General features: G+C 67.8%; 16 protein-coding genes and 1 tRNA gene. 7 read left to right on the forward strand and 10 right to left on the reverse strand.

Annotated elements, in window-relative coordinates:
- Positions 1 to 317 precede the first annotated feature (317 nt).
- Positions 318 to 3119, reverse strand: coding sequence for a pyruvate dehydrogenase (acetyl-transferring), homodimeric type (aceE, locus tag BCD49_RS18390; protein ID WP_007510418.1), 2802 nt, complete (start codon positions 3117 to 3119; stop codon positions 318 to 320).
- Positions 3120 to 3492: 373 nt separating this feature from the next.
- Here aceE and BCD49_RS18395 point away from each other — a divergent pair, with 373 nt between their 5' ends.
- A complete protein-coding gene (locus BCD49_RS18395) occupies positions 3493 to 3897 on the forward strand; it encodes a secondary thiamine-phosphate synthase enzyme YjbQ (protein WP_027141319.1) in 405 nt (134 codons plus the stop codon).
- 271 nt (positions 3898 to 4168) lie between these two features.
- On the forward strand, positions 4169 to 4606 hold the full coding sequence (locus BCD49_RS18400) for a DUF3052 domain-containing protein (RefSeq protein ID WP_007510422.1): 438 nt from the start codon (positions 4169 to 4171) through the stop codon (positions 4604 to 4606).
- 456 nt (positions 4607 to 5062) lie between these two features.
- Here BCD49_RS18400 and BCD49_RS18405 read toward each other — a convergent pair whose 3' ends face one another.
- On the reverse strand, positions 5063 to 5449 hold the full coding sequence (locus BCD49_RS18405; protein ID WP_007510424.1) for a DUF4234 domain-containing protein: 387 nt from the start codon (positions 5447 to 5449) through the stop codon (positions 5063 to 5065).
- A 499-nt stretch (positions 5450 to 5948) separates the two neighbouring features.
- Here BCD49_RS18405 and BCD49_RS18410 point away from each other — a divergent pair, with 499 nt between their 5' ends.
- The 3 genes from BCD49_RS18410 to BCD49_RS18425 all read left to right on the forward strand — a co-directional run bounded on the left by BCD49_RS18410 (position 5949) and on the right by BCD49_RS18425 (position 8255).
- Positions 5949 to 6407 (forward strand): peroxiredoxin, encoded by a 459-nt coding sequence (locus BCD49_RS18410; RefSeq protein ID WP_007510426.1) that lies wholly within the window; start codon positions 5949 to 5951, stop codon positions 6405 to 6407.
- A gap of 747 nt (positions 6408 to 7154) precedes the next feature.
- Positions 7155 to 7226: transfer RNA gene (locus tag BCD49_RS18420), tRNA-Val, on the forward strand.
- Between the two features lie 138 nt (positions 7227 to 7364).
- Positions 7365 to 8255 carry a tyrosine-type recombinase/integrase gene (locus BCD49_RS18425; RefSeq protein ID WP_106410601.1) on the forward strand — a complete coding sequence of 297 codons (891 nt, stop codon included), beginning with the start codon at positions 7365 to 7367 and terminating at the stop codon, positions 8253 to 8255.
- A gap of 575 nt (positions 8256 to 8830) precedes the next feature.
- Here BCD49_RS18425 and BCD49_RS18430 read toward each other — a convergent pair.
- Positions 8831 to 10210 (reverse strand): hypothetical protein, encoded by a 1380-nt coding sequence (locus BCD49_RS18430; protein WP_083401540.1) that lies wholly within the window; start codon positions 10208 to 10210, stop codon positions 8831 to 8833.
- A 284-nt stretch (positions 10211 to 10494) separates the two neighbouring features.
- On the opposite strand from BCD49_RS18430, the gene BCD49_RS43610 reads away from it, so the two are divergent.
- Both BCD49_RS43610 and BCD49_RS43615 read left to right on the forward strand, forming a co-directional pair.
- Entirely contained in the window at positions 10495 to 10977 is a 483-nt protein-coding gene (locus BCD49_RS43610; RefSeq protein WP_007510432.1) for a hypothetical protein, read from the forward strand.
- Positions 10974 to 11243 carry a hypothetical protein gene (locus tag BCD49_RS43615; RefSeq protein WP_007510434.1) on the forward strand — a complete coding sequence of 90 codons (270 nt, stop codon included), beginning with the start codon at positions 10974 to 10976 and terminating at the stop codon, positions 11241 to 11243. Before BCD49_RS43610 ends, BCD49_RS43615 begins: the two co-directional genes overlap by 4 nt.
- Positions 11244 to 11825: 582 nt before the next feature.
- Here BCD49_RS43615 and BCD49_RS43160 read toward each other — a convergent pair.
- The 7 genes from BCD49_RS43160 to BCD49_RS18470 all read right to left on the reverse strand — a co-directional run bounded on the left by BCD49_RS43160 (position 11826) and on the right by BCD49_RS18470 (position 19785).
- A complete protein-coding gene (locus tag BCD49_RS43160; RefSeq protein WP_131803500.1) occupies positions 11826 to 13199 on the reverse strand; it encodes a PIN-like domain-containing protein in 1374 nt (457 codons plus the stop codon).
- A 600-nt stretch (positions 13200 to 13799) separates the two neighbouring features.
- Positions 13800 to 15575, reverse strand: a complete 1776-nt coding sequence (locus BCD49_RS18445; RefSeq protein WP_071041724.1) for an Hsp70 family protein — start codon at positions 15573 to 15575, stop codon at positions 13800 to 13802.
- 236 nt (positions 15576 to 15811) lie between these two features.
- Entirely contained in the window at positions 15812 to 16495 is a 684-nt protein-coding gene (locus BCD49_RS18450) for a hypothetical protein (RefSeq protein ID WP_007510439.1), read from the reverse strand.
- Positions 16496 to 16633: 138 nt separating this feature from the next.
- Entirely contained in the window at positions 16634 to 17743 is a 1110-nt protein-coding gene (locus tag BCD49_RS18455; RefSeq protein WP_007510440.1) for a hypothetical protein, read from the reverse strand.
- Between the two features lie 31 nt (positions 17744 to 17774).
- A complete protein-coding gene (locus BCD49_RS18460) occupies positions 17775 to 18395 on the reverse strand; it encodes a hypothetical protein (RefSeq protein WP_007510442.1) in 621 nt (206 codons plus the stop codon).
- The gene (locus tag BCD49_RS18465; protein ID WP_007510444.1) at positions 18395 to 19222 is read right to left on the reverse strand and encodes a hypothetical protein; all 828 of its coding nucleotides are present in this window, start codon (positions 19220 to 19222) and stop codon (positions 18395 to 18397) included. The genes BCD49_RS18460 and BCD49_RS18465 overlap by 1 nt, the downstream gene beginning before the upstream one ends.
- A 5-nt stretch (positions 19223 to 19227) precedes the next feature.
- Positions 19228 to 19785, reverse strand: coding sequence for an OmpA family protein (locus tag BCD49_RS18470; protein WP_007510446.1), 558 nt, complete (start codon positions 19783 to 19785; stop codon positions 19228 to 19230).
- Positions 19786 to 20144 lie beyond the last annotated feature (359 nt).

A 20144-nucleotide genomic window follows, 5' to 3' on the forward strand; every position in this document is an offset into this window, starting at 1 on the left:
TGGGAGTCGACCAGTGGCACTGGTTATGAATGCTGTCGGCATATGCCCGGGGACCCTTCGTGGGCAGGCCTTCCGATCGTGGTGACGATCTATGCCGTCCTGGCCACCGCGGACCGGCGGGCGCCTCGCCGGCCCATCACCGAGTGTCGCCCGCGGGGGCGTGGACTGGCTCAGGCCGCTCAGGCCGCTCAGGCCGCTCAGGCCGCTCGGGGCGCCCGGGTTGGCCGGCGCCCCCGGCCAACACGGTCCGGGCAGACCCGGTCCGGCTGGGAGCCATCGCCACCAGCCGGACCGGGCCGCGTGTTCCGGGCCCGACGTCAGCCGGAGATGGGGCGCTCGTCGGCCTCGCCGGCGGGGGTGCCGGCGACGGCGGCGGCGCCGCGCAGGTCGTAGCGGGCGATCGCCTCCTCGACCACGCTCGCCTTGATCTCACCGGTGCGCACCAGCGACTCGAGCGTCGCCACCACGATCGACTCGGCGTCGACGTTGAAGTGCCGGCGCAGCGCCGCGCGGGTGTCCGAACGGCCGAAGCCGTCCGTACCCAGCGAGGTGTAGGGCTGGGGCACCCACCGGGCGATCTGGTCCGGCACCGCCCGCATCCAGTCGCTCACCGCGACCGCGGGTCCGGGCGTGCCCGCCAGCATCCGGGTGACGAAGGGCACACTCTCCGGCTGCTCCGGGTTGAGCAGGTTCGCGCGCTCCGACTGCAGCGCGTCCCGGCGCAGCTCGTTCCACGAGGTCACCGACCACACGTCGGCGGCCACGCCGAAGTCGGCGGCGAGCATCTCCTGGGCGGTCAGCGCCCAACGCATCGCCACGCCGCTGGCGAGCAGCTGCGCCCGCGGCGCCGCCGCCCCGTCGCCGCCAGGGGCGGCTGGGGACGGGAGCTCCTCGGCGGCCCGGAACCGGTACATGCCCGCGATCACCTGCGCCGGGTCGAGCCCGGCCGGCTCGGCTGGCTGCGGGTACGGCTCGTTGTAGACCGACAGGTAGTAGAAGACGTTCTCGTCGCGCTCGCCGTACATCCGGTCCAGCGCGTCCCGGGTGATGTGCGCGATCTCGAAGCCGAACGCCGGGTCGTAGGCGACGCAGGCCGGGTTCGTCGACGCGAGCAGCAGCGAGTGGCCGTCCTGGTGCTGCAGGCCCTCACCGTTGAGCGTCGTGCGCCCGGCGGTGGCGCCGAGCAGGAAGCCGCGGCCGAGCTGGTCGCCGAACGCCCACATCTGGTCGCCGGTCCGCTGGAAGCCGAACATCGAGTAGAAGACGTAGACCGGGATCATGTGCTGCGCGTGCGTCGCGTAGGCCGTACCGGCGGCGATCACCGAGCCCATCGAGCCGGCCTCGCTGATGCCCTCGTGCAGCATCTGGCCGGACTCGGACTCCTGGTAGGACAGCAGCAGGTCCCGGTCCACGGACTCGTACTTCTGGCCATGCGGCGAGTAGATCTTCGCCGTCGGGAACATCGCGTCCATCCCGAACGTGCGGGCCTCGTCCGGGATGACGGGCACGAACCGGGCGCCCAGTTCCTTGCTCTTCATGAGGTCCTTCAGCAGCCGGACGAACGCCATCGTCGTCGCCACCGGCTGCTTGCCCGAACCCTTGCGCAGAATGTCGAACATCGACGCCGGCGGCTGCGGCAGCGGCCTGGCGCGCACCACCCGGCGTGGCACCGAGCCACCGAGCGCGGACCGGCGCTCCTTCATGTACTGGATCTCCTCGGAGTCCGGGCCCGGGTGGTAGTACGGCGGCAGGTCCGCCTCCAGGGCCGAGTCCGGGATCTCCAGGTAGAGCCGGTCACGCAGTTCCTTGAGCTCCGACTTGGTGAGCTTCTTCATCTGGTGGGTCGCGTTGCGGCCCTCGAAGTCCTTGCCCAGCGTCCAGCCCTTGATGGTGTGCGCGAGGATGACCGTCGGCTGGCCCGCGTGCTCCGTGGCGGCCTTGTAGGCGGCGTAGAGCTTGCGGTAGTCGTGGCCACCGCGGGAGAGCTTGCGCAGGTCGTCGTCGGAAAGATCCGCGACCATTCGGCGAAGTCGCGCGTCCGAGCCGAAGAAGTGCTCACGGATGTAGGAGCCGGGCGAGGTCGAGTACGTCTGGAACTGGCCGTCCGGCGTCGTGTTCATCCTGTTCACGAGCGCGCCGTCGGTGTCCTTGGCCAGCAGTGGGTCCCAGTCCCGGCCCCAGACCACCTTGATGACGTTCCAGCCGGCGCCGCGGAACAGCGCCTCCAGCTCCTGCATGATCTTGCCGTTGCCGCGGACCGGCCCGTCGAGGCGCTGCAGGTTGCAGTTCACCACGAAGATCAGGTTGTCGAGCTCCTCACGGGCGGCGACGCCGAGCGCGCCGATCGACTCCGGCTCGTCCATCTCGCCGTCGCCCAGGAACGCCCACACCCGGCTGCCCGACGTGTCCTTGATCTCGCGGTTCAGCAGATAGCGGTTGAAACGAGCCTGGTAGATCGCGTCGATCGGGCCGAGGCCCATCGAGACGGTCGGGAACTCCCAGAAGTTGGGCATGAGCCGCGGATGCGGGTATGAGGAAAGACCGCCGGGAACGCCCTCGCGCCGGAAGGCGTCCAGTTGTGTCTCGCTGAGCCGGCCCTCGAGGAACGCGCGCGCGTAGATACCGGGGGAGGCATGGCCCTGAATGAAGATCTGGTCGCCGGAGGAGCTGCCGGGCGAGCTGGTCAGATGATCCTTGCCACTGAAGAAATGGTTGAACCCGACCTCGTACAGGCTCGCGCTCGACGCGTAGGTGGCGATATGTCCGCCCACGTTGTACTCGGGACGGTTGGCGCGGCTCACCATGATGGCGGCGTTCCACCGGATGTATGCCCGGATGCGCCGTTCCACGTGCTCGTCGCCGGGGAACCAGGGCTCCTGCTCCGGGGAGATCGTGTTGATGAAGTCCGTGCTGGTCAGGGACGGTACGCCCACCGCGTTGGCGCGGGCTCGTTCGAGGAGTTTGAGCATGAGGAAACGGGCGCGTCCCCGTCCCTGCTCGGCGATGACGGCGTCGAGGGACTCGAGCCATTCGCTGGTTTCCGACGGGTCGACGTCGGGCAGCTGGCTTGGTAGTCCGTCGGTGATGACCGAGAACTTCCGATTACTGTCCTGTGCCACTTTCCTCTGCTCCTAGCCCTCGGGTGATGGCCATCCCAGGCAGGTCGTGCCTGGGCGGACATGCTGACGTCATGGTGCTCCGTCCCGGCAGGGACGTCACGCACACCCCGGTTAACGCCGAGTTCCGCCGCGTCGACTGTGACGAACGTCAACGAAACTGCGTAGCAAAATCAACGCTCGCCGCGCCCCACCGTATGCCCTGACGCTCCGGCGCCCACCGGCCTCGTCCCGAGGCGCTCGGTACGCCGCCGACACTCCCGCCTCGGCCCGGATCGCCCCGGTATCGGGCGGGCTGGCTGGCCGGCGTGGGCGCGGCGTGAAGCGCGGTGGGCGGGGTGGGGCCGGCGCGAGCCGGGCGGCGATGATGCGCGGCATGGATACGACCACGATCTCGGTACGGACCGGGCGTAGCGACCGGGTCCATGACCTGACGGGGGAGGCGGGCCGGTTCGTCGCCGGCCGCGGGGACGGGCTGCTGTCGGTCTTCGTGCCGCACGCCACGGCGGGTGTCGCGATCCTCGAGCTCGGGTCAGGCAGCGACGAGGACCTGCTCGCCGCCCTCGCCGGCCTGCTGCCCGCGGACGACCGCTGGCGGCACGCGCACGGCAGCGCGGGGCACGGGCGCTCGCACGTCATGCCCGCGTTCATCCCGCCGTCGCTTACCGTGCCGGTGATCGGTGGCCGGCTCGCCCTCGGGACCTGGCAGTCGGTCGCTCTGGTCGACCTGAACGTGGACAACCCCGATCGGACCGTCCGCTTCTCCTTCCTCTCCGGCTGAGGAGGGTCCGCGGTGCTCCGTTGGTGCCATGTCTTGACATCGAGGCAGGGCTCGGCGTCTTGGCCGGGTTTGTCCAGTTGAGGTGCCATAGAACGGACGGCATACACCCGGTTGTCCACAACCAGCGGCGTGGCACTTGCGTTGTCACCGCATGGTCCGGTGGACTTAGGTCACGGCGGGGCTCACGGCCAGCAGGGCCGTGAGGTTTGTCCGACCGGGACGCGCGGGCTTACGCTCGCCCGTCAGGCATACGAGCAGGAGGTAGCGGAGGGTGAGTCCGACCGCGGCGAACGCCGAGGGTCAGCGACGTGCGGAGCGTCTGGGAGTCGTCGCCGGAACCATGGTGCAGTCCATCAACGAGGACGACGACATCGCGGGCGACCTGTTGGAGGCTGTCGTCGCCGCCAGTGGGACCGAGCTTGTGCCGGAAGGCTCCGACGACGTCGTCGACATCGTGCTGCTGTGGTGGCGGGACGATGACGGTGATCTTGCCAACGCGCTCATCGACGCCCGGCGTCAGCTCTCCGACCAGGGAATCATCTGGCTGCTGACACCGAAGGCCGGACGCTCCGGCCACGTCGAACCGAGCGACGTTCTCGACGCGGTGCCGACTGCCGGCCTTGTGCAGACGAGCACGGTCAACGTCGCCCAGGAATGGACTTGCATGCGCCTCGCCGCCCCCAAGTCCCAGCGCGTCCGGCACAGGTAACTCCCGGCAGCGCGGCGGTCCGCGCCGCGGGGCGCGGACGGACCTAGTCCGCGCCCTCGGCCGGTCGCGCCACATCAGGCACCGGCAGGCCGGGGGCGCGGCCCGCCACCACTAAAGTGGTGTCGCCGCGTGTGCACACCTGGCATCTCCGGCCCATGGCTTTCGTTCGCCCAAGGTGATATGCCAATCGGCGATATGCCCGTTCTGGGCCGACCCGCCCGGCGGGTCGGGGTCCCGGTGGCGTTCGGTCGGCGCCCAAGGTCGATTCGTTCTCACCGGCCTCGCGCGGTCCGGTGGATCTTMGTGCGCCGCCTGACACCGAACAGCATGACCGCCATCGCCCGGCAATGACCGACGGGACGACAAGGCGGCCGACGGGGCAGGGACCGGCGGGCGGGATGCGGGATGGTGGCCGGAAACCGGCCCGAGCCGCGAGCGGAGCGGTCCGGCGGTGGGTCAGGCCGCGAGGGGGACCTGCTGGCCCTCGACGGCCGCCGGGTACCGGGACCAGATCTTGTTGATCTCCAGCTGGAGGAACAAGGGGCCGAAGCCGAGCAGGAACAGCAGGAACGCGAGGCCGGTGCTCACCTCGGGCACGCCCGCCGCGCGCTGCGCCTGTGCCGTCCGGGTGCACAGCCGCCATACCGCGACGAACGGTGGCACCAACAGGATCGCGCCGAATGTGCACGCCAGAACCGACATGGCCGGATTGACGTTGATCCGACGGTCGTACTGGCTCAGCTCACGGTTCGTCTTGTAGATCCAGACCAGGCCGTAGATCCCCAGTGTGATCAGGGGAAGGCCTAGCCATACGGCGACCGGGTTACGGTGCTTGCCCAGCACCCCCCATCCGGCTCCCGCCGATGTGTCCGGTCCTGGCGATTGAGGCGGCGCCCACTGTGGTGTCGCACTTGGGTTCGTCACTGGATCTCGTCCCTCCGCGCGGCCCGGCTGGCGGCCGGCCGCGCTCAGAGTAGCGCCGATGGGGCTATCTGGCTGCAATTGGACACCTCGCGGCTGAACATCGCGTGTCTTTGGCGCGGAGTTCGTCGCCGTGCCCTGGCCGCCGTGCCGTGCGTGTCGTGCCGTGTCTGCCATGTCTGCCGTGCCGTGCCGTGACCGCGGCGGCGGGGCGGCTGTCGCCGCGTCGTCGTCGCCACCGGCATTGTCGCGGCGTCGGGACGGCGCGGGGCGGATTCCATGAGACGCGCCGGATTCCGCGAGACGGGGGCAAGCGCGCGCCTGTGGGGGCGGCAACGGCGGGACGAGTCGGTCGCGGCGCGATGGCATGCTTGGCTCAGCACGCGCGTCCGCGCACAGGCCATGACCGGAGGATGATCACGTGACCGTCGATGTCGGCGCCGTCGCCCCCGACTTCTCGCTCAAGGACCAGAACAACGAGGTCGTGACCCTGTCCGACTTCCGGGGGCGGCGCAACGTCGTCCTGATCTTCTACCCGCTTACGTTCACCGGCGTCTGCCAGGGCGAGCTGTGCTCCGTCCGCGACGACCTGGGCTCGTTCCAGAACGACGACGTGCAGGTCCTCGCCGTCTCCGTCGACTCGGCGTTCGCGCACAAGGTGTGGGCCAACGAGCAGGGCTACGAGTTCCCGCTGCTCGCGGACTTCTGGCCGCATGGCGCGGTCGCCAAGTCCTACGGCATCTTCGACGAGGACAAGGGCATCGCCGTGCGCGGCACCTTCGTCATCGACAAGGAGGGTGTCGTGCAGTGGAAGGTCGTCAACGCGATCCCCGACGCCCGTGACCAGGCCGAGTACCTCAAGGCGCTGGCCGCCCTGTAGGACCCGGGAAAGACCGGCGAGAGCGGTACCGCGAGCGGGGGTGGATCGTCGTGCCGTGTTATCGCTGTCACACCCGCCAGACCGACCCGGCCCGCGGCGCAAGCCCGTGGGGCCGGGCGGTCCTCGGCGGTGAACAGGTCCTCGTCTGCCCGGACTGCCAGCGTCAGCCGGACTGGCGCCAACCCTTCGACCGCTGCGCCACCTGCGGCTCCACCCACCTGGCGAAGGCCCTCGGCCTGGTCGTCTGCCGAGACTGCGGCGCCCGCACCGACCCGGCGGCTCCGGAAACCGGCCAACTCGGCGCGGACCGCCCGGACACGGCGCGTTCAGGCATAGCGCGTTCAGGCGCAGCGCCTTCGGGTGCCACTCGTCAGGGCGGAGCTCATCCGGGCAGTGCCACCTCGACGGGCAAGGCGCGTCCGGGCACGGCGGGCCAGGGCGGGGCGGCACCCGGAACGCCTGTGCCCGCCCTGCCCGCCCGGGCGATCCCTTCCCCGTCCAGCGAACCGGACCCGGACCGGATGAGCGGCAGCCAGGTAAGGCCAGCGCCCGCCGACGCCGAACCGGGACCACCCGAAGGCTCCAACCTCTCAGCAGACGTCGAGGCCGCCTTGGCGCGCCTGTTCGGCCGCGGGCCCGGGCGGGCCGCCACCGCCGGCCGTCATCCCGAGGAGGCCGGCGACCGGTAAGATCACAGCGCCGGCAGCCCCTCCGGTACGCCCCATTGCGTACTCTGGCTGGACTCCCGGGCGTGTAGCTCAGCGGGAGAGCACTCGCCTTACAAGCGAGCGGTCGCAGGTTCGATCCCTGCCACGCCCACACACCACCTCTGACCTGCGCCGATTCAGTCAGGCCGGATTGCGGCCCTGTCGGATATCGCTGCAACAGAGGTAAACTTTCATGGTGGCGTCCCGGACGCGGCAGCGTCGGATCTTGAACGCTGGCCCGCTCCAGCCAATGATCACTTCCTTCCGGCTCCATCTCGCGGCCGAGGGAAAATCCCCGTCGACCATCACGACCTACGTCGAAGCGACCCAGTGGTTCGCGGGCGCGCACCTGTTGGCGAACACGGAGCGTCGCGACTGGGCTGACGTCTCGCCGGACGACGTCCGGGCGTGGCTCGCGTGGTTGCTCGACCGGTACAGCGACAGCTACGCCAACAACCAGTTCCGGGCGCTTCAGCAGTTCTTCCGGTGGCTCGCCGAGGAGGAGGAGCTTCCGAACCCCATGGCGCGGCTGAAGCCGCCGAGGGTGGGGGAGAAGGTCGTCCCGGTGTTCACCGAGGATGAGTTGGCGATGTTGGTCAAGGCGTGTCGCGGGAAGACGTTCGTCGACCGGCGCGACGCGGCGATCATCGAGCTTTTCAAGGCGACGGGTATCCGCCTGGCGGAGATGGCCGGGATTCGGTACAACCCGGAGGACCCGAGCAGGAGCGACCTGGATCTTGTGTCGCGGGAGCTGCTGGTCCGGGGCAAGGGCCGGAAGCAGCGCATCGTACGGTTCAGCCACACGGCCGCACGAGCGATCGACCGCTACATCCGCGTCCGCGCTCGGCACTCGCAGGCCCACCGCGACAACCTCTGGCTCGGAGTGAACAACCGGGACCCGATGACCGCGAACGGCATCTACCAGATGATCGCGCGGCGTGGCGAGGAATGCGGCGTTCCGGTTCACCCGCACAAGTTCCGCCACCACTTCTCGCACACGTGGCTGGACAACGGCGGGAGCGAAGGCGACCTGATGGAGCTGAACGGCTGGACGTCCGCGCAGATGCTCCGCCGCTACGGTGCGAGCGCGCGGAATGCCCGCGCGCGCCGGACGTACGACCGGATCATGTCGGAGGAGTAAGCTCGAGAAACGCGAAGGGCGGTTGGGCTCGGCCACGTGGCCGAGCCCAACCGCCCTTCGCTATGTCGACGCTATTGGGTTAGCGGTTGGTCTGTCGGGACTCTCGGTTCTTGTTCTTTCGCCGTGCGAGTGCGGACCGGCGGGCCAGCGCTGTGAAATAGGCGCGACGGGCACTCTCGGCCCGGCGCTCCCGTTCGTCGGGCGCAAGGACTCCGTCAGGATCGACCTGTTCGTAGAACCGGTCGCGGAAGCGGCTGCGTGCGGGTTGTGTACGGGCGGTTCGGTCAGGGGTCCGTGCCCAGGATGTGTGGGAGGCGATGCGGGCGATCGTTCGCCGGTCGTTCGCGTCCGAAGCGGCCAAAAGAAATGCTCCTGAGGTCAGTCATGAAGACTCCTATCGCAGACGCCGCCGCGCGCAGTAGGCGCACGGTGGGCTGGGTTGAGGGGACGTGACGCCCCGAGTCGCGTCGTCGCGACCGAGGCAGGTCACACCTGTCCAACGAACGGGCGCATCCAAAAGATCCAAGTCAGCCCGCTTGCAATTGCAAGCGGGCTGCAAGCGCTGGTAAACGTCTTCAGACCGCCGAAGCTGCGGCGAGTGATCGATGCTCGCGCAGTAGCGCGCCCAGGTCCCGGACAGCGKGGAGCCGCGCCCAACGTGGGTTGGCGGCGAGGTGTTGGTAGATGCCGACAGCGCGGCCGGTGGTGCGCCCGCCACCGCTGCGTTGCCCGGCGTGCAGGGCATCGCGGAGCGCGGCCGCTGCTAGCTCCGGCTCGGGCTTGGACCGCCGGATGAATGCACGGGCCAACGCGAGATGGGTTCCCGCCAGTTGCATGTGACGCCCTTCCCGCCCTACCAATGCCAGCGAATTACGAGCGTGCACCTCCGCCGTGTCGCCGTGCCCGAGGTAGCCCAGCGCGATGGCGCTGTACGCCTCGTAGGCTTCCTCGTCGCCGGGGTCGACGCCAGGCTGAATTTTTCCGGTCCACACGTTGTCGCTCATGGTGCGTAGCGCGGTCAGCGTGGCGTCGGTATCCCCGACTTGAGCGAACGCGCGAGCACAGGAACCGGCGAGCACGGGCACCAGGTACGGGTGAGCGCCGATCGCCCCCTCTGCGGCAATGGCGGCTGCGCCACCGAAGTCACCGGCGAAGAACGCGAGTTCGGAGCGCATGGCGGCGACCGACCCGGAAAGAAGGGTGTCGCCCGCTGCTTTGGCGTGCTGCCCGGCGAGAACAAGGAAGGTGAGCGCTGCGGTGTCGTCGCCCATATCTGCGGCGAGGCGTCCCCGATAGAAGGCATACTGCCCTGCCACGGATTCCAGATCCCGACGGGTGCCGCCGGATACGCGTGTCTCCAGCAAGGACTCAGCGTCGTTCCAGGCCCGCTCGATCGGGCGTGTCAGCTCGGTCAGTGAGGTGGCGGCGAAGCTACCCGCAAGGTAGTGGATGCCGTGTTGGAGCTGGGCGAGCGTAAGCGGGTCGGGCGCCGCTGCGGCCATGGCACGAGAAATACGTTCGGCCCGTTCGAGAGGGTCGCCGGTGGCGGTGGTCGTGGCAAGCGCGATTCCGGCGTTCAGCAGGTCACGGCGGTTCGCTGAACTCACCTCCGCTGGAGCGGTGGGCATGGCATCACCATCGTCGCCCGTTTGCGCATCGGTGACCATCCCGCCTGGGACGAGTGACGTGTCACGGCCGGCGGTGGCGGTGGGCGGCCCGAAGAGGGCCTTCACGTCAGCGTCGAACATCGTCTCAAGGACGCGCCGCGAAACCGGGTGCGGGCGGTCGATGGCTCCCGCAACCCAGCGTTTCGCGGTGCGGTCGCTGACGGCGTGAGCCTTGCGGTAAAGGCTGGTCGCGGTATCCGCGTATGCGCTGCGGAACTGCTCTACGGTCCACTCCCGCTGGACGAGCAAGAGCGCCAGGAGCGTGCGCGGTCGGGGGCTCGGGGGCATGGCTTCCTCGGCGGTTCGGTGGCGATCCCCTGATCGTCGCGGGCGTGCATCGCGCTGTCAGCCCGGACGGGCACCGTCCTGGCGAATGGCCCGAAAAATGTCCCCATCGCTGTCCTGGACACGCGCGCCGATGTCCTCCGGGTGCCATCCCGAGTTGTCACTTTCGGCGTTCTCCTGACCCCGGATAGTTGCGCTTGCTGGTCGGATCGGACATGTCGGTCTGACTGACTCCGGGCCGCCCGCGTGCGCGGATGGCCTTGTCGAGCGCGACCGTGGGAGGCGCCATGCCGGTGGTGACGATCGAACTGGACGGGAACGAGTCAGGACCCGTTCCGGTGCCCTGGCGGCCGTATCCGCTACCGATGCGCGCGGGCGTGCTGGTGGACGGGTCGCCAGCGCCGAGGTTCGTTCCGGCGAAGCGGTTTTGGCCGGACACGATCGCCCGGTCGCTGGTGGCTCAGGGCGCAGGTCGCGTGTTGGCCCTCTGCCCGGCGCTGGTGTCTCCCGTTGGGAGCATGGTGGCGCTGGAAGTCGCGCGGCTCCTGGTCGACGAACGGGGGCTGTGGGACGGCCCAGGTGCCGTGATCACATGCGGGGTTCGGCCCCCGTGCGCGTGGGAAGCTGGCGTAGTGATCGTCCCGCATCCCGTGATCGTCATCGCGGACGGGACGTCACGGTCTTGGGTGATCTGGGAGATGACCGACAGGTTCCAGGTCCCCGCAATGCTCGCAGGCATGGGCCGGACGCGGTCGGCGGCGGCGCTGTGAGCGCCCACAGCCCGGTAGCCACCGTTACGGTGGCCCCCGGCACCACAGCGGCCGAACTGGCCGCGCAGGTCGCCACGCTCCCCGAGGGGGCGATGCTCGTCGGCATCTTCGGCGACACCACGATCATCCTCGTCTACGGACCAGCGGACGACGTCGCATCCGACCGAGACGTACTCGCGGCCGTCGTCGCCGCGCTGGTCCCGGACACCTGGAACGGCTGGACCGGCGCACCTACGTCCCCCGCAATCCATCGCCCGGCGATGTAACCGCCAGCGAAGGGTGTAACCGCCGAGTTACACACGCGGTTACACCCCGCACGTGGTCTGAGCTGCATGAACGTCCAGGTGTAACGGGTAACCCCATCATCGGAGCGCGGCCCAGAAACGGCTCCCAGCGCCCGCGCCGGACCGAACGAGCGGTTACCCGTTACCTCCCGGCGCCGCGCGGCCCGATCGACCGCCACATGGCGATCGGCCGGCTTACACCCGTCGCGTGGCGGGCGACGACGCGGACGACTTCACACTTGATCGCCACACCGCGTCCGGGGCGCCGCTCTGCCGACTCGACGAGCCTTCGTGTCTCACGGCGCCTGTAGCGGCTGGGCGAGGGTGTAGCGGCGGCGCTACACCCGCCGCTACACCCTCTACCCCCGACACGCTGCAACAATGGCCCGACGTAGCGGGTAGCGGTCACGCGGCGGAAGCCCACCGAATGGCTTGCGTGGGGCCACGTGCCCCGACTCCTGCCGCTACCCGCTACCCCACCGGTCAGACCAGCGCCGCATCCTTATCAATGAGGCCGAGCAGTGGGCCGGGAAGACTCCCGGCTACTAGCACATCGTGCGAGCATTACTCGGCTGGAACGATCCCCTCAACGGGAAGATCAAAAGAGCCGGTCAAGAGATTTCTCAGTGTAATCGACTGAAAGCGAGGGTAGTCGCCCCAAGGGCATGAATACCTCCCGCTGGGAGGTGTCTGGAAAGTAATCGGATCAGGTCCGGGATTCACGAGGACGACCGGATATGGGTACCGGTCGACCATATTCCGCATTCGCTCTTCAAGTCGAACAACTCGGCCCCTGGCTCCGGAGTTTCCCCGGAAGGCCTCTATGGTGGAAAAGTCAAATATTATGCGCCCCGCCGGATTCCCGTCCGGTGTGGYGAGCGGAACCTCGGCGTCATAGTCTCCTCGCCCTGTCGATGTCGCGAGCCATCCAAGTTCCCTCAGAGCGTTCATGCATAGAGACTCAAATGCGCGATATCGCTCCAATCCTGCGGAGGGACCCCTATGAGCTCGCCCAGTTTCTGCTAAGAGGTCTGCCACAACCCTATCAAAATCGGGCCTTCCAGGCTCGGACTCCGCTGCTGCTTCATCAACCGCGCGATCGCTGACTGATACATCGAGATATCTTTTTGCCTGACTTAGGAACGTCTGCGTCGTAGCAAGATGGAGTCGCACCCCGGCGACCTTCATGATTTCTGCCGACAGTTCGGGTCGGGGACCCAAGATTTTTCCCTTGATTCTCTGGTACCAGTCCTCTTTCTGATCGTTCGTCACTAGAAGCACACTGCGTGGCTCACGCTGGACTTCATCGAGGATCTGACGCCACGCAAAGTAGTCACCTAGCGATGCGTCAACTCCCTTCTCTTTAGTATCCGCATACCCGGGAGGAATCTTGGCGGCCAGGCGCTTGGTTCCCGTTGTTGATTCACGTGCTAGCCGGTCAGAGTCAAATTCTTGGCCAACCCTGCCATCGAACAGGTCTGTAATTCGGCTCAGTATCGCATCATCACTTGCGCTGTCTGGAAGCTCGAACGGCTCTTGTGGCCCAAGCTCGCCGGCAAGCGAACGTAGCGCGTCAAAGCTAGCTGCGATTCGCGACTCGTCTAGGTCACGAATCCCGCGCCGCTTTGCAGCTGTCCGGAACTTCTCGATTACGTTGCTCTCGGAGCTGGCGATTTCCCTGAAAAGTTCAGTCGCCTCTTTCCCCGCGTTTCCCATCGTCACGAGCCGGTTTCGATGAAATTCGAGCGCGACTTGATATGGAATCCAGAGTCGGTCTTGAACCTTGGCGAGAACCGTAAGTACCTCATCTCGCGTTTCGGTCGAGAATCGGTATAATTCTAGGAGAACATTCGTATCAAGGACTACAATCCCTGACTTGTAAATTTCCTTCTTTTCCTCGTCATCGAGCGGGTACCATGCGCGGAAAGCCTGCTTCACGTGCCGATCATCTCACGCCTGCGGTTGACGTCTGTAATGGGACCGATTCACGTTCTGACCTGACTCGAACCTCGGCCAGCGCGGTACTCGCCTTGCTGGAGCGTGACCTACGGCTGACACCATCAATGACTTGTCTGGCTACTCAGCGTGACGGCGGGTGCGCGTGCGTGCGGGCTACCGAGGGAGCATCGAGGCGCTGGCAAGTGAGCGATGCTTGCGCACTCCTGCAAGCGATTGCTTGCAGGAGTGAGCGGCGCGCGACAGATGGCTGGGACCTGCTACCCTATCCGAAGACAATTCGCCTGTTGCGTCTTCGTTCGCGCGGGTGGTGCGAAAAGGCTGGTCAGGACAGCGCTCGCAGGCTTCGGCCTTACAAGCGAGCGGTCGCAGGTTCGATCCCTGCCACGCCCACACACCACCTGTTCGCGGGACCTTCAATGATCACGATTCGGTGATCGAAACGGACATGGTTCGGGCGACCCTGAACTGTCCGAGCATGGCGATCATGATGTGTGGCCGTCACTGATCCGCAAGTGCGCCAGCGCCATGTCGACAGGGTCCCTGCAGGCTCCTGACGAGACACCGATCTCGCGCACATGATCAATATGCCGTGTCGAGCCGCAGGGTGATGATCGCTTCTAGGCCCGTGTCGGTAGTCGCGCCAATGACACGGATCTCGGTCTCGCCGAACCGCAGTCGCACGGTCAGCCCACGCCGCTCGAAGGGCAGGGCCATCATCTMCTCGCCGTATTCGAGGGACAGCTCGCCGATCGTTTCGCAGCCGGGCTCGTCGACGTACCGCGGTGTCCGGCTCTGTGTCCGGTAGAAGCCAAAGCTGGCGCGCTTCTCGGCGCGGTAGTTCGGCACGAACCGGTGAGTGATCTCCTGGCCAGGCGCGAGCTCATCGCCGTTGCGGACGAAGATGTCGAACCGGCCACGGCACATGTCGCGCCCGCGGTCGTCCTGGAACCATCGGTCCACCGGGTCATGCGCCGGGTCATACTGCTGGCCGGAGGCACAGCCGTAGGTGTACCGGGTGCGCCGCATACGAATGATCTCCGGCTCATAGCCGAAGTGCACGGCCCCGAACAGCACGGCGGCCGACGGCTGTGGGGGCACGATGATCCGAACTGTGTCGCCGAACTCTCGCAGCAGCCGGGCTTGGAGGTAGTGCGACTCGGACAGGCCGCCGACAAGCAGCAGGTGCTCCGGAGCCGTCGCGGGGCCGTCGTGCGCGACCATCTCGGCGAGGTGGTCGCGCACCAGTACGACGATGGGCCCGACGACGGACTCAAACAGCGTTCGGGTCTCCTCAGCGGACACCTGGATCCGGTTGCGGCCGCCGGGCAACGCGGCGATGCGTTCCAGCGCGACCTCGTCCAGCAGGTCCCGCACCTCGCCGGGAAGGGGCAGCAGCACGTCGCGATCGACCACGACCCCGTCGCTGGATTCGTCGAGGTGGGCGGTCATGGAGTTTTTGACCCCCTCCCATGCCTGGAGGATCTCGAGCAGCGCTCGCGGGGATCGGGCGCGGATCCGGTCGATCACCTCCAAGCCGCCGAGGCGGTTAACAAGCACCTTGTTGACGAACTCCTCGTCGATGTACTCGGAACCGAGCCTGCCCCCGGTCGCCCGGCTCAACTGGCTGAGTTGAGGTTGTCCGTCGGGGCTGGTGTCCACCCGGTAGGAGGTGATGTCGACGGTACCGCCGCCGCAGTCGACCACCAGGAAACGACTGCCGATGTCGGTGACGTCGGCCGTTTCGTCCGGGGTGCCGAACACTCTTGCCAGATGGATCTGGCAGTGCAGCGCGGCCACCTCGGGCTCGATCGCGAACAGCAGACGCTCCTGGTCGGCTGGCATACCCGCCGCGCGCGCGGCGTCGCGCATGAGTTGCTTCTCCGCGTCGTCCCAGATCGCCGGGACGGTCAGGCACCAGCGGATCTGGTCCTCGCGATATCCGCATTTCTGGATGTCGTCGAGTGCGAGCTGGAACATCCGGCGCAGCGAGGCGACGACAAGGGGAAACGCCGCTGCCGGGGTGTCAACGGTCCAGGCGCCGGTTCCTGGTTGCCTGGGGCCGTGGTAGGCATCTGCCTTGAGGGCCATCTTCAACCCGGTGATGTAGGCGTGGCCGTGGTGGCCGGTCTCCACCCGGTCGACCCACTCTCGCCTCGCCTCATGCCCCCAGGCGACTACCTCGCCGTTCGCGCCCAGGAGTAGCGCGGACAGGTCCTTGGGGAAGTTCGCGCCGTGCGGTGCCCCCGGCCAGGTGAACCGGGCGAGCGGGCGGCGGTGGCGCGGGTCGCGGTTCTCCTCGGTGACCTCGGTCCAGGCGAAGCCAGTGCTGTGGGTACCGAAGTCGATGGCGGCCACCACTGGCCATCTACTGATCATTGTCTCCCCGCGGCGGGTCGGATTGACGCGTGGTTCGGCGGTTGGTGCCAGAGACGAGAGAGGTCTCCCGCGGGCGTCCCGCCGTTCACGCGTGGTGGTGTCTCGACGGCACGACAGAGCGCCCTGTCGAGGTCGGATTCGTAAGACCTTCGGCCGCGGACCGGTGGGTCAGCCCTATCGTCAGTCATTGATTTCCGGCATCCGCGGCCCGCGGGCTATGTAAGGCCGGGGCAGGGGTCCACAAGCCGTACGCCGCCGTACCGCTGCCTCCGTGAGGCATGACCATCGATCTGGCCACGCATCTTTGTATTCGTGGTCAGGAGAGGGACTCCGCGCCGGAGGGCGGTCTCCAGGAGCGTCAGATCATTGAGGTTGAAACGCTCGTTGAGGTCGAACATCCTGGAGACCGTTTCCAGATCACCCGCGGGTGGCGGCGTGGCGACCGGGATGCGACGGTAGCCAGCCACCAAGTCGAGCCTCGACCTCTGAACCCCGTCCGGGTCGTTCACGGACGTCAGTGCCTCCTGAAGAATCACCACCTGGTGGATGTACAGGTAGACGGCCGGGTTCTCCAGGTAGGCGCTCTCGATCAGGGCCACGCAGGGCGCGGCAGCGCCCTTGGGCCGGTTCATGAAGATGTTGCTGTCGGCGACGTAGATCTGCCGTGGACTTCTGTCGGTTTTGGTAGTCATCGCCGTGTCGCTCGCGGCCCTGACCGCGACACTGGTCAGCGCCGCGAACACCAGAAGGAGGACCAACGCACGCAGCAGGCCTCGTGGCAGAAGCAGCGAGCCCAGCCCACGGCCGAGCAGGAGCCCGGGGATCATTCGCGCCGACATCACGAGCCCCAACACGGTCAGCGTCAGATAGAGCGGTGAAAGGGGCTGAGTGAGCGTCATCTTCTAGGCTCCGAGGTCCTGTCGGCAACGGTCGCCCGGGCGGCGGCGACGAGTCAGTCACTGGGCCGCGGGCCGGTGGCGCACCCAGCGCTGGGCGCCACCGGCCGCGCATACCTTCCGGCGTCGCCGCCGGCCGGGTTAGTCGGTGTGCCGGCGAGCCCACGGCTCCGGCCGGCTGATGGCTGACGGGTGTGGGCCGGACTGGTGCACGTCAAGCGGTTCGAGGTCGATGACACCGGCGTCGGTCTGCGCCACCCAGACGAGGTCACGAGCGTGTCCGTAGGTCGCGCGCTGGACGTTCTTGGCGTCTTCACCCTCCGTCGCGATAGCGACGATCTTCGTCTCCTCGCGGGTGCGGGCGTTGACGCGCAGCTGCTCGAGCCATCCCGGACCGGCCAGCCTGCGTTCCCTGTGGCCGGCGAGGCGCTCCGGACGGTCCAGCGGGTCGGTCAGCCAGAACTCGGCCGCCACGCCGACGAGCGGGATCAGTGCCTGCATGATGACGGCGGGCCGGTCGGCGCTGTTCAGGTCGGCGCCCATCCGCACGAGCATCCCGAGCAGCACGAGAACCATGAAGATGACCCCCGTGATCACGACCCGCCCAAGTACCGGCCGCGCCAGGACGAGCCGGCGGCGCAGATCCTCGTCCAGATGCACGAGGCCCGCGTCGGCGTCTTCCAGCAAGCCGCGCTGCGCGCGGTCGAGGAACACCTGGCTCAGCCCGTGGGCCAACGCCATGCCGACGACGAACACGCCCAGCCCGACTCCGCCGCCCAGCAGATAGTGCACCAGGCCCGACTCGGCGCGGTTGACGTAGGCCCAGGCGTCGGCGAACACCTTGAAGTCCAGCGCCGCCAGGAACATGAGCAGCAGGACGCGCAGCCATCCGGAGGTACGGACGGAGGTGAACCGCCAGCCGAGTCCGGCTAGCCGCCAGTCGTCGGCATGGGATCGCTCCGCGTCGTACTGCCTGTTCGCCTGTTCCCGTCGCGATCTGATGACGGCGAGCTTGGCGGTTCGACGTCGGGCGTTCCTGCTGATCTGGGCGTCAAGCTCGGCGCGTTTCACGTCATGCGGCCCGGTCCGCTGATGCGTTCCGGAGTCGATCTGGGCCAGAGCGATATCGCGTTGCCCGTCGACCAGGCCGGGCCTGGCATCGGGACTGGCAATAGTCCTCTCGATGCCGCGAAGTGCGGTCTTGGCCACCTTTTCGGGGCGCAGGCGGTGCCTGGGGGACAGCAGTTTCATGAGTTGCTCCTCCTCCGAGGACGAAGGGCGATCAGTCGAGTGGGCGCATGAGCGAGCCGAGGTACCAGCCCAGCGCCGAGCAGCTGAGCACCGTCAGCGCCGCGATCACCAGGGCGAAGGCGTCGTCGTGGACGTCGGTGCGCCAGGCGGCGACCACGAGCGCCAGGGCGCCGAGAGCCACACATGCTCCGGCGACGACCTTGCGGCGGCGGACGACGAACCGAGGCGGGAGCAGTTCCAATGCCTTCCGGCGCTGCTCCAGGTCGCGGCTGGTTCGGATGACCCGGGCAAGAGCGGTCCGGTAACGCTCGAGCCCGCCCGCGTTGCCCGCCAGGGTCGCGCCGGCGGTGCACAGAAGCAGGGACATGCCCAGCGCGAGGCGCTCGACCGCGTCGGAGGCGATGAACTGGAGGCACACGACCGAGGCGACGACGAGGGCGACGGTCGCGGCCAGGGGGTGCCGACTGCGCAGATACTGCGGCCTGAGGTGGTGCTCCCAGGGCTCGCGCAGGCGACCCGAGCGACCCTCTGGCGGTCCGGCGGCGCCTGCGTCGTCGGAAAGGATCCCCGCGGCGGGCCCGCGGTGGTCCTCGATGGTCATCGTCGACGTGGCGGAGGACGGGTGCGACGCACCTACGATTTCCTGGCCCATCACTGTGCTCCCTGCCTGAACATGGGGCTGAGACGGGGACCGAGTGCTTCGGCGACACTTTCGGCGAGAAGTACCTGATTCGTCGTGCGCGCGTAGCCACCGACCCCGGCGAAACGAAGCGAATGAATACCGTCGAACGCCCCCACCTGGCCGGAGGTGAAACAGCGGTCCACAATCTTTTCAGCGATGTCGGGTCGGAATGTCATGTTGTCCATGCTCAGGCAGTCCTCGGCCGTGGTGTTACCGAGAAGGTTGGTGACGACGGTGACGTCGATGTCGCCGACCTTTCCGGACGCCCGGGCGTCGCGCACGACGCCACCGACGACCGCGAGAACCCTGGTGAGGCTGCCATGCGGGGAGACGGGCTGCTCCCGAGTGAAGGCGCCCGCGATGACGGCCAGTTCGTCTCCCTTGTCCGTCCAGTCCGCCCGGTCGTGYGCCCGCGAGCCCGACGCGATGAGGAACTGGGAGCCGTTGATCCCKGCCATGCAGGGCGATGTCCTGATCTCCTGGTCGACACCGCCGCTGGTCAGGAGGTGGACGAAGGCCCCGTGCTCGAGCGCGTCCGCCATGATCGGCTTGGTGACGTCGAGCACCGTCTGCTCCATGCCCTCGCCGTTGTCGGGCACATCCACGGCGATCACCTGGAGGGAGGGCGCCACTCCGCTCGGCGCCCGGCTGTAGGGGTCCTGGTACGCCGAGCAGTCGTCGACGGCAGTGTGGGTGTTGCCGTGGCTCGCGCAGCCCACGCCGGTCAGCGTGATGACGGCTGACAGGGCCAGGCCGACGGCCGACCGCAGAGGACGAGCACCTCGCGTGATTTCCATGTCGATCAACCAATCCTGATGATCACGCGCCGGAACTCGGGCGCGGCGATGTGTGGGGGTGCGCCCTCGGCGCCGTGGCCCCGCACGGTGATGCGGGCCCGCTCGAGGCCGCCGTCGACGAGCGCGTCGGCGACGGCGGATGCCCGCTGCCGGGACAGATCGAGCAGGTAGCCGGGGTTGTCGTCGCCAAGCCCGTCCGCGTAGCCGCTCACCGTGATGGGGCGGTCGCCGCACTGGTGGGCGCTGGCCCAGTCGCGCAGCGTCGCGCCCGCCTCGGGACGGAGCCGCGCCGAGTCCAGGTCGAACAGCAGGATGGCGGGAATCGTGACCTCGCCGTCGCACCCGGGCAGCGGCCCCAGCGGGTCCCCTGAGACGTTCGGAAGGAGACGGCTCGCGTGCGGTGCCGCGGCGATCGCGGGCGGCGGTGTGCCGGCTGGCGCGAGGACGAACCAGCCCACGCCCAGGACGACGGCGAGAACGCCCGCGAGAAGGAGCCACGACCCGCCCCTGCGCCGGGACCGGCCCGGACGGGCATATCGGGTCTGCCGGAGGTTGTCGGCCACATCTCCTCCTAAACAAAGGGTCGACGGGGGAAGAATGGTGAGGCGGTCCAGGAAAGGATGGCTTTTTCTCGTGAGGATTTTCGTCGCGCTGCCCGAGCCGAGACCTTCAGGAAGACCACGGGCGGCGCCGGAAGACGTGGGTCTCCCGGCGCCGCCCGCCCCCCGTTTCTCAGAGTGGTCGGGTGCGCCGGCCGTCTCTTAGTCGTAGGTTTCCATGGTCATCACCCTTTCTCTTGCCCGGTGCGGGCAGGGTGGGGACGTGCCGGCGGCGTGGTGCATGACCAGAATTGTTAGAAGTGGGTTCGCGAAAGGCAATGGTTGTCTCATGGCGCGCTCAAACGCAGAATGGCGCACACATT

It is taken from the genome of Pseudofrankia sp. EUN1h, assembly GCF_001854645.1.
GTDB lineage: Bacteria > Actinomycetota > Actinomycetes > Frankiales > Frankiaceae > Pseudofrankia > Pseudofrankia saprophytica.